14 protein-coding genes are annotated in these 14,890 nt (G+C 73.6%); 6 read left to right on the top strand and 8 right to left on the bottom strand.

The features are described 5' to 3' along the window. Position 1: 1 nt before the first annotated feature. Genes phnK through phnG form a run of 5 tightly spaced genes read right to left on the bottom strand, consistent with a single transcriptional unit; the run spans position 2 to position 3,944 of the window. Positions 2–781 carry a phosphonate C-P lyase system protein PhnK gene (gene phnK / locus ITJ44_RS10415; protein WP_194635242.1) on the bottom strand — a complete coding sequence of 260 codons (780 nt, stop codon included), beginning with the start codon at positions 779–781 and terminating at the stop codon, positions 2–4. Further along, a complete protein-coding gene (locus tag ITJ44_RS10410) occupies positions 778–1,659 on the bottom strand; it encodes an alpha-D-ribose 1-methylphosphonate 5-phosphate C-P-lyase PhnJ (RefSeq protein ID WP_194635240.1) in 882 nt (293 codons plus the stop codon). The genes phnK and ITJ44_RS10410 overlap by 4 nt, the downstream gene beginning before the upstream one ends. Then, the gene (locus ITJ44_RS10405) at positions 1,656–2,822 is read right to left on the bottom strand and encodes a carbon-phosphorus lyase complex subunit PhnI (protein WP_228494972.1); all 1,167 of its coding nucleotides are present in this window, start codon (positions 2,820–2,822) and stop codon (positions 1,656–1,658) included. The genes ITJ44_RS10410 and ITJ44_RS10405 overlap by 4 nt, the downstream gene beginning before the upstream one ends. A 1-nt stretch (position 2,823) precedes the next feature. Beyond that, positions 2,824–3,456 (bottom strand): phosphonate C-P lyase system protein PhnH, encoded by a 633-nt coding sequence (phnH, locus tag ITJ44_RS10400; protein ID WP_194635238.1) that lies wholly within the window; start codon positions 3,454–3,456, stop codon positions 2,824–2,826. Then, the gene (phnG, locus tag ITJ44_RS10395) at positions 3,453–3,944 is read right to left on the bottom strand and encodes a phosphonate C-P lyase system protein PhnG (RefSeq protein ID WP_194635236.1); all 492 of its coding nucleotides are present in this window, start codon (positions 3,942–3,944) and stop codon (positions 3,453–3,455) included. Before phnG ends, phnH begins: the two co-directional genes overlap by 4 nt. Positions 3,945–4,120: 176 nt before the next feature. On the opposite strand from phnG, the gene phnF reads away from it, so the two are divergent. From phnF to ITJ44_RS10375, 4 genes are all read left to right on the top strand, one after another. After that, positions 4,121–4,858 (top strand): phosphonate metabolism transcriptional regulator PhnF, encoded by a 738-nt coding sequence (gene phnF, locus ITJ44_RS10390; protein ID WP_194635234.1) that lies wholly within the window; start codon positions 4,121–4,123, stop codon positions 4,856–4,858. A 137-nt stretch (positions 4,859–4,995) separates the two neighbouring features. Beyond that, complete coding sequence (locus tag ITJ44_RS10385) at positions 4,996–6,288, top strand: dicarboxylate/amino acid:cation symporter (RefSeq protein WP_194635232.1); 1,293 nt, start codon at positions 4,996–4,998, stop codon at positions 6,286–6,288. A 70-nt stretch (positions 6,289–6,358) separates the two neighbouring features. After that, a complete protein-coding gene (locus ITJ44_RS10380; RefSeq protein WP_228494971.1) occupies positions 6,359–7,633 on the top strand; it encodes an MFS transporter in 1,275 nt (424 codons plus the stop codon). 104 nt (positions 7,634–7,737) lie between these two features. Beyond that, a complete protein-coding gene (locus ITJ44_RS10375) occupies positions 7,738–10,470 on the top strand; it encodes a phosphoenolpyruvate carboxylase (protein ID WP_194635230.1) in 2,733 nt (910 codons plus the stop codon). Between the two features lie 272 nt (positions 10,471–10,742). Here ITJ44_RS10375 and ITJ44_RS10370 read toward each other — a convergent pair whose 3' ends face one another. Then, positions 10,743–11,402, bottom strand: a complete 660-nt coding sequence (locus tag ITJ44_RS10370; RefSeq protein WP_194635228.1) for an HAD family hydrolase — start codon at positions 11,400–11,402, stop codon at positions 10,743–10,745. A 100-nt stretch (positions 11,403–11,502) separates the two neighbouring features. After that, a complete protein-coding gene (locus ITJ44_RS10365; RefSeq protein ID WP_194635226.1) occupies positions 11,503–12,072 on the bottom strand; it encodes a TetR/AcrR family transcriptional regulator in 570 nt (189 codons plus the stop codon). A 118-nt stretch (positions 12,073–12,190) separates the two neighbouring features. Between ITJ44_RS10365 and ITJ44_RS10360 the strand changes: the two genes are divergently transcribed. Next, positions 12,191–12,856, top strand: coding sequence for an SDR family oxidoreductase (locus ITJ44_RS10360; protein ID WP_194635224.1), 666 nt, complete (start codon positions 12,191–12,193; stop codon positions 12,854–12,856). Positions 12,857–12,928: 72 nt separating this feature from the next. Here the strand turns inward: ITJ44_RS10360 and ITJ44_RS10355 are convergent, their stop codons facing one another. After that, the gene (locus tag ITJ44_RS10355) at positions 12,929–13,561 is read right to left on the bottom strand and encodes a TetR/AcrR family transcriptional regulator (protein ID WP_194635222.1); all 633 of its coding nucleotides are present in this window, start codon (positions 13,559–13,561) and stop codon (positions 12,929–12,931) included. A 78-nt stretch (positions 13,562–13,639) separates the two neighbouring features. On the opposite strand from ITJ44_RS10355, the gene ITJ44_RS10350 reads away from it, so the two are divergent. Further along, the gene (locus ITJ44_RS10350; protein ID WP_194635220.1) at positions 13,640–14,830 is read left to right on the top strand and encodes a hypothetical protein; all 1,191 of its coding nucleotides are present in this window, start codon (positions 13,640–13,642) and stop codon (positions 14,828–14,830) included. Positions 14,831–14,890: the final 60 nt, after the last annotated feature.

The raw sequence follows: 14,890 nt of genomic DNA, 5'->3' as shown, positions 1-14,890 counted from the left end.
ATCATCCTTGCAGGATCGAGGAGACGAGCAGCTGGGTGTACGCGGCCTGCGGGTCGTCGAGCACCCGGTCCGTGAGGCCGGACTCGATGACGCGGCCGTCCTTCATCACGAGCGTGCGGTGCGAGATGAGGCGGGCCACGGCGAGGTCGTGGGTGACGATCACGACCGCCAGGCCGAGCTCCGCCACGAGGCCGCGGATGAGGTCGAGCAGGCGCGCCTGCACGGAGACGTCGAGGCCGCTCGTGGGCTCGTCCATGAAGACGAGCCGCGGCGAGACGACGAGGTTCCGGGCGATCTGCAGCCGCTGCCGCATGCCGCCGGAGAACGTCGTCGGGTGGTCGTCGATGCGGTCGACGGGGATCTCCACGTGCTGCAGCCACTCGGCCGCGGTCTCGCGGATCCGCCCGTAGTGCCGCCACCCGTTCGCCATGAGCGGCTCGCCGACGTTGCCGCCCGCGCTCACGTGCATGCGCAGGCCGTCGGCGGGATCCTGGTGCACGAAGCCCCACTCGCTCCGCCAGAGCTTCCGCACCGCGCTCTCGGACAGGTCCGCCAGCTCCACGGTCTCGCCGTCGGCCAGCCGGTAGCGGATGCTCCCCTCGCTGAGCGCGAGCCGCTGGGACAGGGTGCCGAGCAGGGTCGACTTCCCGGATCCCGACTCGCCCACCACGGCGAGCACCTCGCCCGGGTGCAGGTCGAGGTCGACGCCGCGGCAGCCGTAGCGGTCGCCGTAGCGGTGGGCGGCCCCGCGGACCTCGAGCAGCGGTCGGTCGTCGCTCACGCGAGCGCCTCCTCGTCGTGGGTGCGAGCGGCGTCGGCGGCGGAAGCCGCCGTGCGCTCGCAGTGGTCGGTGTCGGAGCAGACGTGCATGGCCCCGCCCCGGTCGTCGGTGATGACCTCGTCGAGGTAGACGCCCGTCGACCCGCAGATCGCGCACGGGTCCTCGAAGGCCTGCGGCTCGAACGGGTGGTCGTCGAACCCGAGGCTCTCGACGCTCGTGAACGGCGGCACCGCGTAGATCCGCTTCTCGCGGCCGGCGCCGAACAGCTGCAGCGCCGGGCTCATGTGCATCTTCGGGTTGTCGAAGCTCGGGACCGGCGACGGCGCCATGAGGTAGCGGCCGCCGACCATCACGGGGTAGTCGTACGTCTTGGCGACGTGCCCGAAGCGCGCGATGTCCTCGTAGAGCTTCACGTACATCAGCCCGTACTCCTCGAGCGCGTGGAGGCGCCGGGTCTCCGTCTCGCGCGGCTCGAGGAAGCGCAGCGGCTCCGGCATGGGCACCTGGTAGACGATGACCTGGCCGGCGGCGAGCGGCGTCTCCGGGATGCGGTGCCGCGTCTGGATCACGGTGGCCTCGTCGGTGCGCGTGGTCGTCGCGACCCCGGCGACGGAGGCGAAGAACGCGCGGATGGAGACGGCGTTCGTCGTGTCGTCCGCCCCCTGGTCGATGACCTTGAGGACGTCGTCCTCGCCCACGATCGCCGCCGTGATCTGCACGCCGCCCGTGCCCCAGCCGCGCGGCATGGGCACCTCGCGGCTCGCGAACGGCACCTGGAAGCCGGGGATGGCGACGGCCTTGAGGAGCGCGCGGCGGATCATGCGCTTGGTCTGCTCGTCGAGGTAGCCGAGGTTGTAGCCGATGAGGGAGGTGCTCATGCGCGGGCCCCCGCTCCGGCCAGGACGTCGGCGGATGCGTCGGCGGGCGCGTCGACGGGCGCCGTGTCGGGCGGCCCCTCCGGCGCGGCATCCGGCGCCTCCTGCCGCTCGCGCCACTCGCGGGCCAGCCGACGGACGAGCACGAGCTCGGCCTGGAAGTCCACGTAGTGGGGGAGCTTGAGGTGCTCGACGAAGCCCGTCGCCTGCACGTTGTCGCAGTGGCTGATCACGAACTCCTCGTCCTGCGCGGGGGCGGTCACGCGCTCGCCGAGCTCGTCGGCCCGGAGCGCCCGGTCGACGAGCGCCATCGACATCGCCTTGCGCTCGCCGCGTCCGAAGGCGAGGCCGTAGCCGCGCGTGAACTGGGCCGGCCGGTCGGCGCTGCCCGTGAACTGGTTGACCATCTGGCACTCGGTGACCTCGATCCGCCCGAGCGGCACCGCGAAGCCGAGCTCCGGCGCGTCGAGCTCCACCTCGACCTCGCCGACGCGGATCTCGCCCGCGAACGGGTGCGTCGTGCCGAAGCCGCGCTGCGTGGAGTAGCCGAGGCCGAGGAGGAACCCCTCGTCGCCGCGGGCCAGGGCCTGGAGGCGCTCGGGGCGCGACATCGGGTACACCGTGGGCTCCCGCGTGATGTCCGCGGGCTCCTCGTCGTCCTGGCCGGGGTGGGAGTCGGGCTCGATGAGCGCGCTCGCGCCGAGGAGGTCGGCCACGCGCGGCATGGTGGCGCCCGCCTCGGCCGCGCGCGACGTCACCGGGGCCGCCTCGGCGTCGGTGAAGAGGCGGTGCGTGTAGTCGAAGGTCGCGCCGAGCTGCTGGCCGCCCGGCAGGTCCTTGAACGTCGCGGAGACGCGGCGCTGCGGCGGGAGCCCCGCGGTGTCGACCGGCAGCGTGTACCCGAAGCGCGGCAGCGTCGTGCGGTAGGAGCGGAGCAGCGTCACGGCCTCCAGCACGTCGCCCTGCGCCTGGATGAGGGCACGCGCGGCGAGCTCCGGGTCGTGCAGCGATCCCTCCGTCATCACGCGGGACACGAGGACGCCGAGCTGGCCGGCGATCTGCCCGGCCTCGATCGACGCGGATCCGGGGGCGCCACGGCCCTCGGCGGCGAGCAGGGCGTGCGCGGCGGCGATCGCCTTCTCCCCGCCCTTGACGGCGACGTACATGTCAGGCCTCCGATCGGGGGTCGGCCGCCCGGAGGCGGGTGGTGCGGGGGAGCCCGGCGACGGATCCGGCGTCGACGAGGAGCAGGTCGACGCCGCGCGGGAAGCGCTGGCCGTTCGCCTGCCAGGCGTCGAGGAACGCGTCGTCGGCCCAGGGGGCGTCGGCGATCGCGTGCCCGTCGATCCCCGGGCCCTCGGCGCGCAGGCGCAGGGGGCCCGCGGTGTCGCGCACGTCGACGAGGACGGTCGCGGAGCGGTGCGGCTCCTCGTCGGTGCCGGCGGACAGCGACGCGAGCGGGGGGAGCGACGCCGGGTCGGCGAGGACGAAGGCGGCGTCGGCGGCGTCGGCGACGATCCGGACGCCCGTGTGGAACGTCAGCCAGGAGACGACCTCCGCGTCGGCCGCGCGGCGGGGATCCAGCCAGAGCGCGGACTCCTCGTCGAGGACGGTGAGCGCGACGGCGCCGAGACCCGCGCCGAGGCCGGCGGGCGCCTCGGCCGGGCCGGTGAGCGGGTGCACGCGCGTCGGGTGCGCGAGCGCGTCGAGGAGGGCACGGAAGGCGGCCTGCGCGCCGCGGGTCGCGTCGGGGAAGCCGGGCGCGGGGATGCCGGGGGCGCGGCCCGTCGCGGCGCTCACGCGTGCTCCCGGGCGACCGTGAAGAAGTCGACGAGCGTGCTGCGGGCCTCGGCGGCGCGTCGCGCGTCCGCCTGCGCGCGCTCGCGCTCGAGCGGCGCGACCACCTCGGCGAGCACGCGGTCGTGCAGGCCGGCGTCGAGGAGCATCCCGTCGAACAGGGCCGCGAGGCGGGCGTGCTCGAGGTCGGATCCGAGGACGTAGGAGCTGCCGAGCGCGTCCGCCGCCATGGCGGGTCCGTGCAGCCGCAGGGTGGCGCGCGTCACGGTGGCCTCGCCCAGGTTGAAGCGGGCGCCGCCGGCGTCGACGCGGCCGCGGACCATGACGAGCCCGGCCTCCGGACCCCGGATGTGCTGCACGTCGGGCTTGGGCTCCCACGCGGCCCATGCGGCGTCGAGCGCGCCCACGTCGGCGGCGGCGAGGACGCGCATCCAGCGCTGGCGGGCCGCGACGTCCTCCCGCCCGGTCGTGCTGGTCGTGGTCGTCGTCATGGCCGCGCCCCTTCCGAGTTGTCTGCTGATCTAGATAAGTCGAAGCTAGCGGCGGCCGGGGCGCGGCAACCCGCCCGCGCGCGTCGAGCCGGTCGCGAGCAGGTGAACACATGGGGAACGTGACCACGACCGCGCGCGGATCCGGCGCCACGGCCGGCCGATAGCATCGACGGGACATGGCGACGCAGAGCAGATCCACGAGCGGGTACTCCGCATGGCGGCTCATCGCGGAGGAGCTGCGCGCCGAGATCCTGCAGGGCACGGTCCCGGCCGACGCGAAGCTGCCGTCGGAGAGCGAGCTCGCCGAGCGCTTCGAGGTCCACCGGCACACGGTGCGCCAGGCCGTCGCGGCGCTCGCCGCCGACGGGCTCGTGGTCTCCCGCCGGGGGAGCGGCACGTTCGTCACCCGCCACGACGTGATCGTCCACCGCATCGGCCTGCGCACGCGCCTCACCGACAGCCTCGCCGGTCGCGGGGCGCGGGCGTCCGGCGAGCTGCTCGAGTGGGCGATCGAGGATCCGCCCGCCGACGTGGCCGAGCGCCTCGCCCTGGCCGGCCGGCCCGCGCTCCGCCTCGAGACGCTGCGCCTGGTCGACGGCCGGCCCGTCGTCCGCGCCACCTCGTGGCTGGTCGACGAGCTCGTGCCGGGGATCGTCGACCGCTACCGCCCGGACGGCTCGATGACCACGGCCCTCCGCGCGGTCGGGGTCGACGACTACCTGCGGGCGGTGACCACCGTCACCGGGCGCCTCGCGACGGCCGCCGAGTCCGTGGAGCTGCAGCTGCCGTCGGGCGCGGTCGTGCTCGTGGTCCGCGCGCTCAACACGCTGCCCGACGGCACGCCGCTCCTCCTCAACGTGACGCGGTTCGCCGCCGACCGCGTGGAGCTCGACGTGGAGCACGGCCGGGCCTAGCCGGCGGGCTGAGCGCGGCCTGCGCGTCGTGACCCGACGGCAACACCGTCGAAACGGGGGCGCAACAGCGCTCCGGCTGAATGGTCAGCATGCGCCGGGCCGGCAGCGGGCCGCCCGGGCCGACCCAGGAGCCGCTGATGACGCGCACCGCGCTGAGGAACCCCGCCGTGCAGATCGGCCTCGCCGCCGTCGTCGGCATCGCGTTCGGACTGGTGGCGGGAGGGCTCGCGTCCGACGTCGCCGTGCTCGGACAGGTCTTCATCCGTCTCATCCAGATGGCCATCGTGCCGCTCGTCATGGCCTCGGTGATCGTCGCGACCGGGTCCGTCGGCGGGGCGGGCACCGGCCGCATGGCGCTCCGCACGTTCGCGTGGATGATCGGCTTCTCCGTCCTCGCCGCCGTCGTGGCCGTGGGGCTCGGCACCCTCCTGCAGCCGGGCGCGGGCGCGACCTTCACGGGTGACGTCGACCCCGCGCTCGCCGACTCCGCGCCGGAGGCCGCCACGTGGCAGGACACCGTCCTCGGATTCTTCTCCACCAACGTCGTCGCATCGATGTCGACCGCGTCGATGGTGCCGATCATCGTCTTCTCGCTCCTGTTCGGCGTCGCGCTCAACGGCTACGTCGCCACCACGGGGAACACGCTCGTGCTCCAGCTCCTCGAGCAGCTGCAGCAGGTGCTGCTCCGCCTCATCCGCCTCGTGATGCGCATCGCCCCGCTCGGCGTCTTCGCGCTGCTCGCGGGCCTCACCGCCGACGTCGGGCTCGCGGTCATCACGAGCGCGCTCGCCTACCTCGGCACGACGGCGCTCGGCGTGCTCATCCTCACGGTCGTGTTCGTCGCGGTCGTCGCCGTGCGCACGCGCCTCGACCCGCGCCGTCTGCCGCGGAAGCTCGCGGAGCAGACCCTCATCGCCGTCACGACGACCTCGAGCGCGGTCACCTACCCGACGGTGCTGCGGAACACCGTCGAGAAGGTCGGCGTGAGCGAGCGGGTGGCGGCCTTCACGCTCTCCATCGGCCTGACCATGGGGTCATACGGCGCCGTCCTCAACTACACGATCGTCGTGCTCTTCCTCGCCCAGTCCGGCGACCTCGCGCTCTCGCCCCCGCAGGTGCTGCTCGGGATGGGGCTCGCGATCCTCCTGAACATGGGCACGATCACGGTGCCCGGCGGCTTCCCGGTCGTCGCGCTGTTCCTCGCGTCGACGCTCGGGCTGCCGGTGCAGGCGGTCGGGCTGCTCATCGCGGTCGACTGGTTCACCGGGATCCTCCGCACCTTCCTCAACGTGAACGGCGACACGTTCGTGGCGATGCTCGTCGCGGCGCCGGACGGCGAGATCGACCGGTCGGTGTACGACGGGACCGCCGAGGTGGCCTCCGATCCGAGCGCCGCGCTGGCGCGGGCGGCTGATCCCGGTCGCAGCTAGGTCGTCACGGGCGGCACGGGCCACGCCCTGAGCGGCGGAACGGGCGCCGCGCACCGCGTAACCTGAACGCATGCGCGGTTTCCGTCGTGGCGGATCCGCGAGCACCCCCGAGCCCGGCGACGGCGGCATGCCGGACACCCGCGGCCCCGTCCGCGCCCCGCGCGCGACGCTGCCGCGCGACGTGCTCGTCCTCGGGATCATCGCCTTCTTCGTCATGGTCGGCTTCGGCGTGGTCGTGCCCGTGCTGCCCGTCTACGCGCGCGGCTTCGGGGTCGGCAGCTTCGAGATCGGCGCGGTCATCTCGGCCTTCGCGCTGATGCGGCTCGTGATGAGCCCGTTCGTCGCGCGGATCATGGACGCGACGGGCGAGCGCACCGTGCTCGCGATCGGCCTCGCGATCGTCGCCCTCTCCTCCGGGCTCGCGGGCCTCGCGCAGGACTACGTGCAGCTCCTCCTGCTCCGCGGCGCGGGCGGCATCGGGTCGGCGATGTTCTCGGTGGCCGCCATGACGCTGCTGCTCGGCTCGACGGATCCCACCCGCCGCGCCCGCGCGATCGGCTTCTACCAGGGCGGCTTCCTCATCGGCGGCATGGCCGGCCCCGCGCTCGGCGCCGTGCTCGCGACCGTCTCGCTCACCGCTCCCTTCTTCTTCTACGCGGCGACCCTCGCGGTCGCGAGCGTCATCGGGCTCCTGCTGCTGTCGAAGCGGACGGGCCAGGCCGAGGCGACCGGCCCCGCGGAGCCGTCGCGCCCCTTCGGCGAGGTGCTCCGCGACACCCGCTACCGCGCCGCGCTGCTCGCGAACCTCGGTAACGGGTGGGCGTCGATGGGCGTCCGCAGCTCGCTGATCCCGCTGCTCGTCGTCGAGGTGATCCGCGCGCCCGCCGCCTCCACCGGCATCGCGTTCGCGTGCGCCGCCGTCGTCCAGGCCCTCGCCCTCGCGCCCGCCGCCCGCTTCGTCGATCAGGTCGGGCGCCGGCCGGCGATCGTCGGCTCATTCGCCGTCGCGGGCGTGCTGATGGTCGCGATCCCGTTCGCGCCGAACGTGATCGTGCTCACGGTGCTGCTCTGCCTGTTCGGCGCCGCCGCGTCCTTCATGGGCACGGCGCCGGGCGCCGCGGTGGGCGACGCCGCGGGCGGCCGCAGCGGCCGACCCGTCGCCGTGTTCTCGATGGTCTCGGACCTCGGCGCCATCGTCGGCCCGCTCGTCGCCGGGTACCTCGCGGACGCGGTGTCGTTCCCGGTCGCCTTCGCGACGGGCGCGGTGCTGCTGCTCGCCGCCTCCGCGTACGCGGCGCTGCGGATGCCGCGCGAGGAGCGGACCGCCGCGCCCGTCGCCGCCTGATCCGTCCCCCGCGGGTCCCCGCCACGGCCGGATCCGCGGCCGGAGGACGCGTCCCCGGACGTCATGCGCAGGATCCGCCGCGCGGCTTCCGTATCCTCGACACCGTGACGACTCCCCCGAAGAAGCCGCTTCCCCTCGAGCACGACTCCACCCGCGACGGCACGCGCGACGCCGTCGAGCCGGCGCTCCGCTCCGACGTCAGCCACCTCGGAGGGCTGCTCGGCCAGGTGCTCCGCGAGTCCGGCGGCCAGGACCTGCTGGACGACGTGGAGCGGCTCCGCGAGCTCGTCATCGACGCGTACGAGAGCGCGCGCGACGCCTCCATCGACGACGCCGAGCGGCTCGTCGCCACGTTCACGCCCGAGCGCGCCGAGCAGGTCGCCCGCGCGTTCACCTGCTACTTCCACCTCGCGAACCTCGCCGAGGAGCACCACCGCGTGCGCGTCCTCCGCGAGCGCGAGGCGGCTTCGGGCTTCGTGCCCGACTCCATCCCGGACGCGGTCGGCACGCTCACCGCGGAGCTCGGCCGCGAGGAGGCCATGCGCCGCCTCGGCGCGATGCGCTTCCACCCGGTGCTCACGGCGCACCCCACCGAGGCCCGGCGCCGGGCGGTGGCCACGGGGATCCGCCGCATCGGCGACCTGCTCACCGAACGCGACGGCGCCATGGCGGGCACCCTCACGGGCCAGGACGTCGACCGGCGGCTGCTCGAGGAGATCGACGGCCTGTGGCGCACGTCGCCGCTGCGCACCACGCGGCCCACCCCGCTCGACGAGGTCCGCACCGCGATGGGCGTCTTCGACCAGACGCTGTTCGAGGTCGTCCCGCGCGTCTACCGCCTGCTCGACGACTGGCTGCTCGGCGACGAGGCCGGCGTGCGCGACGCCGTGGCGCCCGCCTTCTTCCGGCTCGGCAACTGGATCGCGGCGGATCGCGACGGCAACCCGTACGTCACCGCGGCGGTCACCGAGGAGGCCGCGGGCATCGCCAGCGAGCACATCCTGCTCGGGCTCGAGCGCGTCGCCCTCCGCGTCGGCCGCTCGCTCACGCTCGGCGACGCGGACACCCCGCCGAGCGCCGAGCTGCGGGAGCTCGCCGCCGCGCAGGACGCGCTCGCGCCGCACCTCACCGCCCGCATCGGCACGCGCGCCCCGGCCGAGCTGCACCGCCGCGTGCTCCTCGTCATCGCCGGCCGCCTCGCCGCCACGCGCGAGCGCCACGACGACCCCATCGCCTATCCGTCCGCCGCCGAGCTGCTCGCCGACCTCCGGGTGCTGCAGGCCTCGCTCCGCAGCGCGGGTGCGCACCGCATCGCGGGCGGCGAGCTGCAGGGCCTCGTCTGGCAGGCCGAGACCTTCGGCTTCCACCTCGCCGAGATGGAGGTGCGGCAGCACTCGCAGGTGCACCGCGAGGCGCTCCGCGAGGTGCTCGCCGTGGCCTCGGCCGACGCCTCCGGCGATCAGGCCCCCGAGCTCGCGCCCATGACGGTCGAGGTGCTCGACGTGTTCCGCACGCTCGCCCGCCTCCAGGAGCGCCACGGCGTCCCGCCGTTCTCCCGCTTCATCGTCTCGTTCACGCAGTCGGCCGACGACATCCGCACGGTGCACGAGCTGGCCGCGCTGGCGCTCGGCTCCGCGGAGGAGGCGCCCGTGCTCGACGTCATCCCGCTGTTCGAGACGTTCGCGGACCTGAACGCGAGCACCGAGATCCTCGACGGCATGATCCGGCTGCCCCAGGTCGCGGCGCGTCTCGCCGCCACCGGCCGGAAGCTCGAGGTCATGCTCGGCTACTCCGACTCCTCGAAGGACGTCGGGCCGGTGTCCGCCACCTTCGCGCTGTTCGACGCGCAGGCCCGCATCGCCGCCTGGGCGCGCGAGAACGACATCGAGCTCACGCTCTTCCACGGCCGCGGCGGCGCCCTCGGCCGGGGCGGCGGACCGGCCGACCGCGCCGTGCGGGCCCAGCCGCCGGGATCCGTCGACGGCCGCTTCAAGCTCACCGAGCAGGGCGAGGTGATCTTCGCCCACTACGGCGACAAGCGCATCGCCGCCCGCCACATCGAGCAGATGGCCGCGGCCACGCTGCTCGCGTCCGCGCCCTCGAACGAGGAGCGCAACGCGGTCGCCGCGCAGGGGTCCGCCGAGATGGTCCGCACGATGGACGAGGCCTCGCGTGCCCGCTTCTTCGAGCTCGTGAAGGCGCCCGGCTTCGCGCCGTGGTTCGCGCAGGTCACGCCCATGGAGGAGATCGGGCTGCTCGCGCTCGGCTCGCGGCCCGCCCGCCGCGGCCTCTCGGTCGAGTCGCTCGAGGACCTGCGGGCGATCCCGTGGGTGTTCGCGTGGACGCAGGCGCGCATCAACCTCACGGGCTGGTTCGGCCTCGGATCCGCGCTGGCCGCCGTCGGGGACGAGGCGGTGCTCCGGAAGGCGTACGAGGAGTGGCCGCTGTTCACGTCGATGATCGACAACGTCGAGATGTCGCTCGCCAAGACCGACGGCCGCCTCGCGGAGCGCTACCTCGCGCTCGGCGACCGGCCGGATCTCGCGGCGCTCGTCACGGAGGAGATGGAGCTGACGCGCGAGTGGGTGCGGAAGGCGACCGGCCGCGACGAGATCCTCGAGGGGCGACCGGTGCTGCGCCGCGCGGTGCGCCTGCGCAGCCCGTACGTCGACGCGCTCTCGCTGCTCCAGCTCCGCGCCCTCCGCGCGCTGCGCAGGCCGGCCTCCGATGCGGCGGGCCAGGGCGCGCCCGGCCAGGCCGACCCGACGGATCCGGACCACCGGCTCCTGCTCCTCACCGTCAACGGCATCGCGGCGGGCCTGCAGAACACGGGCTGATCCGCGCCCGCACGAGACACGGCGGCGGCCGGCTCCCGAGGGGGCCGCCCGCCGCCGTTCCGTGTCAGGGGATGGTGCCCGGGGAGGCCGCGGAGGGTGCCGCATCCCACCCCCTTCAGCGGACCCTCCACCGGACCGGTCCATCGAGACGGGCGGCGCTCCGGACGGCACGGTCGTGCGTCGGCCACCTCCGGCGTCCGGTGGCCGGCCCCTGCCGGACGCCTCCCATGAGGGGAGCCGTCCGTCCCATGGCCCTGCCGTCGGAGGGGAGCTCAGCGCGTGACGCTACGCCGAAGCAGGCGGTCGCGTACACGGCTCAGGACATCGCCGGGCTGGCTCGCCATGAGGTCGGGTGTCCACGTCTCCGGCCACGGCCTACCGTGGCTCACCCATGCGGTCGAGCAACCCGCGGCGCGGGCGCCGGCGATGTCAGCCGTGACATGGTCACCGACCATCCACGCGAAGCCGTCGTCGGGCACGGCGGCTCGAGCGGCGTCGAACATCGGCCGATCGGGCTTATTGGCTCCGAGCTCTCCGGAGATGACGCTGTCCATCACCAGGCGGTCGAGCCCGGTGAGCCGCAGCTTCATCCTCTGCTGCGTGGACTCGCCGTTCGTGACGACGACGAGCGCGACGCCGGCGCGGGTCAGTCGTTCCAGCTCATCGACCACCCCCGGGTAGCACGCGATCAGAGCGACGTGCTCGTAGAGGAGCTGGTCGACGATGGCATCGGTCGACAGGGGCGGGGTGAGCCTCTCCTGGATCATCCGCGCCAGTTCTCGCCGGGGGGTGTAGCCGCTCCTGTCGGCGTCGATGAGCCACCGAGCGTCGCTCTCGTCGCCACCCCACGTGCGAACCGCGCCCCCGACCCACGAGGCGAAGGCGTCATCCCGGTCGACGAGGGTGTTGTCGAGGTCGAGGAAGACGGGCATGGATGAAGGGTACGAGGGGACGACGCCCCGTGGTCGTCCGCGAGCGCGCATCCTGGGCGAACGCATCGCCCGGCTGGGCGGGTGCTCGCGGAGGCCGGTGTCAGCTCCCGGCGATCCAGGCCGCAGCGATGCTGCGGTCGACGACGCGACGCCATCCGTCCGGCGCGGTGGGGTCGTGGCTGGCCATCCCGGCCATCCACAGCACGCTCATGAGGTCATCCGTCGTGAAATCGGGCGAGAGCACGCCGGCGTCGTGGGCGTCGTCGACGAGCTTCGCCCCGAGGGCCATGGACCGTTCGCACGCGCTGATGAGGAGCACCGCGTCGGGATAGCGGCGGAGCATCGCGTCGTTCATGGCGGGATCGCTGCGCTGCAGATCGATCATCTCCGCGATGAAGGTCTCCAGCCGCGCGCGCGGGGAGCCCTCGGCCAAGGTCCGGTCCCGGAGCGACGCGAGCTTCGCGCCGGCGATGTCCGGCACGACGGCGTCGATGAGCTGGTCCCGGGAGCCGATGCGGTTGTAGAGCGTCCCGATGCTCACGCCGGCTTCTCGGGCGATGTCCTCCAGCGGAGCGGACAGCCCTCGTGCGGTGAACACCGCCACGGCGGCAGCGCGCAGCTTCTCGACGTTCGCCTGAGCGTCTCGGCGCAGGCCGGGTGCAGGACTCATGGGGGCTCCACTTGATCTTGAGGGCATCCTCAACATAGGCTCGAGCGCACTTGAGGACCTACTCAACTTATCGCATCAGGACACGTGGCTCGGCAGCGCGCCACGGGAAGGACGCATCATGCCCCTCATCACCATCATCGGAGCGGGGCCGGGACTCGGCCTCGAGATCGCGCGGGCCTTCGGGCGGAAGGGCTTCGACGTCGCACTCGTGGCGCGCGACCGGTCCAAGCTGGACGGCCTGGAGCGCACGCTCGGTGCCGATGGCATCACCGCCCGGGGCTTCACGGCCGACATCACCCAGCCCGACACGGTCAGGGACGCGCTCCGTTCGATCCGCGACGAGCTCGGTCCGATCGACGTGCTCGAGTTCTCCCCGGCGGATCGCGCTCTGGAGTCGGTCGACGCGCTGGACGTGACGATGGAGAACCTGCAGCCGCAGATCGACTTCTACCTGGGCGGTGCCGTGGCGGCCATCGGCGCCGTGCTGCCGGACATGATCGCCGCGGGTTCCGGGACGGTCATCGTGACCACGGGCGGTGGCTCGCTCGCGCCCACGCCGGCCCGCGGCAACATCAACATCGCCGCGGCGGGACTGCGGAACTGGACGCTGAACCTCCACGCCGCCCTCGCGGAGCGCGGGGTCTACGTCGCGTTCGTCGCCATCACCGCGCTGATCGGCGGCGGTCGCCCGGATGCCGAGCCCGACGTCATCGCGCAGGCGTACGTCACGCTCCACGACGAGCGACGGGACGCCGAGCTGCACTACGTCGCCTACGACGCCTGACGCACGTCCCGCCCGGGCTCCGCGGCTCGGGCGGGTCGGCGTGCGGCTCAGGGGCCCTGACGTCCCCGCCGTCTAGTCGGACGCGGTCGCGGTCGCGGTGGCGGCCGCGGTCGCGGCGGCGAACGCGCGGAGCGTCGCGACCTGCTGGGCCGTGCTCGGCGGCGCGTCCGCCATCTGCCAGGTCGACACGAGCGCGACCATCCCGCCGATCGCGAAGGTCCGTGCGTCAGCGGTGAGGGCGATCCCCGGCGAGGCGTCGTCATGGTGCGACTCCATCAACCAGGTGCTCACCACCGCCGCGATGACCTCGGCGACGCGCTCCCCGCGCGGGATGGCCCGGAGCTTGTCGAAGAACTCGCGGTCCGCGCGCCCGGCGGCCAGCAGTGGTTCGACCCCGTGCTCCCGGACCGCGTCGGTGAGCGCCTGTGCGAGGTTCGCCGGGCCGTCGGCGGCGGGTGGGCAGTCCTGGAGGAGCCGACTGATCCACGCATCCGTCGCGAGGTCGCCGACGCTGTCGTAGTGGTTGTGCAGCGCCTGCCGGCTGAAGCCCGCCCGCTGCGCCACCGCGCTCATGGAGATCGCCGTGCCCTTCGGGGCCTCGGACACCAGCGCCGTGAGCGCCTGGATCAGGGCGGAGCGGGTGCGGGCGACCCGCGGGTCGACCCGGGACGCGCCGTCCGGCAATGCGCTCGTTCCCTGCGTCATGCATCCATCTTGTCAGAGGCCCCGACCGTGTGTACAGTCGTCATCTATTGGACAACTGTAAAGGACATGATGACCCACGTGACCGAGACGGCACATCGCCGCGGAGACTCCCCGCAGCACCCCGACTTCGAGGCGGCGGTCGCGGGAGGCGCGCTGACGTCGGAGGGGCCGGGTTCCATCCATCGCTACCGGAACCTGATCCTCGGCGGGGTCGCGATCCTGCTCCTCGCCATGGCGATGCTCGTCAGCTACTCGACCGCGTTCGGCGACCCGACGCCGAACCACATCCACCTCGCGGTGACCGGCGACGCCGACACGATCGTCGCGCTCGAGCAGCAGGGGTCGCTGGAGCTCACCGTGGTGCCCTCCCCCGAGGAGGCCCAGGCCGCCGTGCTCGACCGGGACGTGGACGGCGCTGTCGTCCTGCCCGCGCCGGGTACCGGCGGCACGGTCTCCACCTACACCGCCAGCGGCGGGGGCCGCGCCGTCGCCCAGGCGGTCTCCGGCATCGGCGCCTCGATCGCGGCGAAGGCGCAGTCCACGAACCAGACCACCGACCTCGCCCCTCTGCCGGAGAACGACCCGGTCGGATCGATCGAGTTCTACGCGATCCTCTTCGCGGGGTTGGGCGCGGCTCTCGGCGCGACGGTGTTCGGGCGCATCCTCGGCACGGTCGACACGGCGCCGAAGTTCGTCGAGCGCAGCGTCGTCCTCGTCATCTACTCCGGCCTGCTCGCCGGCCTGATCACGCTCTGGATCGACTCCGCGCTGGATGCCGTGACCGTCGGCCCCTGGGGCGTGTTCGGGGTCCTCTGGCTGACGGGTGTCGCGATCGGAGGAGCGGTGACGGGAGTCGCGGCCCTCGGCGGCACCATCGCCGCGCTGGCCATGACGCTCGCCCTGGTGATCTTGGGCAACACGTCCTCCGGTGGGCCGCTCGGGATCCACGTCCTCGACGACTTCTTCCAGACGCTCTACTACGTCTTCCCCCAGGGGGACGCGCTCGACCTCCTGCGGTCGGTCCAGTACTTCGACGGCGCGGCCGTGACCGCTCCGATCATCCGGCTGGGGATCTGGGCGGTCGCGGGCATCCTGCTGACCCTGACGGCCATGCTCATCCGCGCCCGTCGGGAAGCCGCGGCCCGCGCGATGGAGGCACGGCGTCCCGAGCCGGGGACCCGCGCGTCGGCCGCGCCCTCGCCCGCCCACGCCTCGCACGCCGCCGTCACCACCAGCTCGGAATACCTTCCGCTCACGCCGTCACCCTGACCGCGACGCGATCAGCAGCACGGCTCCACCTGACCGGCGGCCATCACGACGATGACCCGC

It is taken from the genome of Clavibacter sp. VKM Ac-2873 (genome assembly GCF_015351075.1).
Taxonomy (GTDB): Bacteria; Actinomycetota; Actinomycetes; order Actinomycetales; family Microbacteriaceae; genus Clavibacter.
The sequence above is the reverse complement of the archived record's forward strand: the minus strand, read 5'-3'. Positions and strand labels throughout refer to the sequence as shown.

Bases quoted from the DNA above. Each gene is read 5' to 3' on its own strand.
- ITJ44_RS10410 (WP_194635240.1), bottom strand. From the start codon at position 1,659: ATGAGCACCTCCCTCATCGGCTACAACCTCGGCTACCTCGACGAGCAG.
- ITJ44_RS10355 (WP_194635222.1), bottom strand. From the start codon at position 13,561: ATGACGCAGGGAACGAGCGCATTGCCGGACGGCGCGTCCCGGGTCGAC.
- phnF (WP_194635234.1), top strand. From the start codon at position 4,121: ATGGCGACGCAGAGCAGATCCACGAGCGGGTACTCCGCATGGCGGCTC.
- ITJ44_RS10370 (WP_194635228.1), bottom strand. From the start codon at position 11,402: ATGCCCGTCTTCCTCGACCTCGACAACACCCTCGTCGACCGGGATGAC.
- ITJ44_RS10365 (WP_194635226.1), bottom strand. From the start codon at position 12,072: ATGAGTCCTGCACCCGGCCTGCGCCGAGACGCTCAGGCGAACGTCGAG.
- ITJ44_RS10380 (WP_228494971.1), top strand. From the start codon at position 6,359: ATGCGCGGTTTCCGTCGTGGCGGATCCGCGAGCACCCCCGAGCCCGGC.
- ITJ44_RS10360 (WP_194635224.1), top strand. From the start codon at position 12,191: ATGCCCCTCATCACCATCATCGGAGCGGGGCCGGGACTCGGCCTCGAG.
- ITJ44_RS10385 (WP_194635232.1), top strand. From the start codon at position 4,996: ATGACGCGCACCGCGCTGAGGAACCCCGCCGTGCAGATCGGCCTCGCC.
- ITJ44_RS10405 (WP_228494972.1), bottom strand. From the start codon at position 2,822: ATGTACGTCGCCGTCAAGGGCGGGGAGAAGGCGATCGCCGCCGCGCAC.
- phnG (WP_194635236.1), bottom strand. From the start codon at position 3,944: ATGACGACGACCACGACCAGCACGACCGGGCGGGAGGACGTCGCGGCC.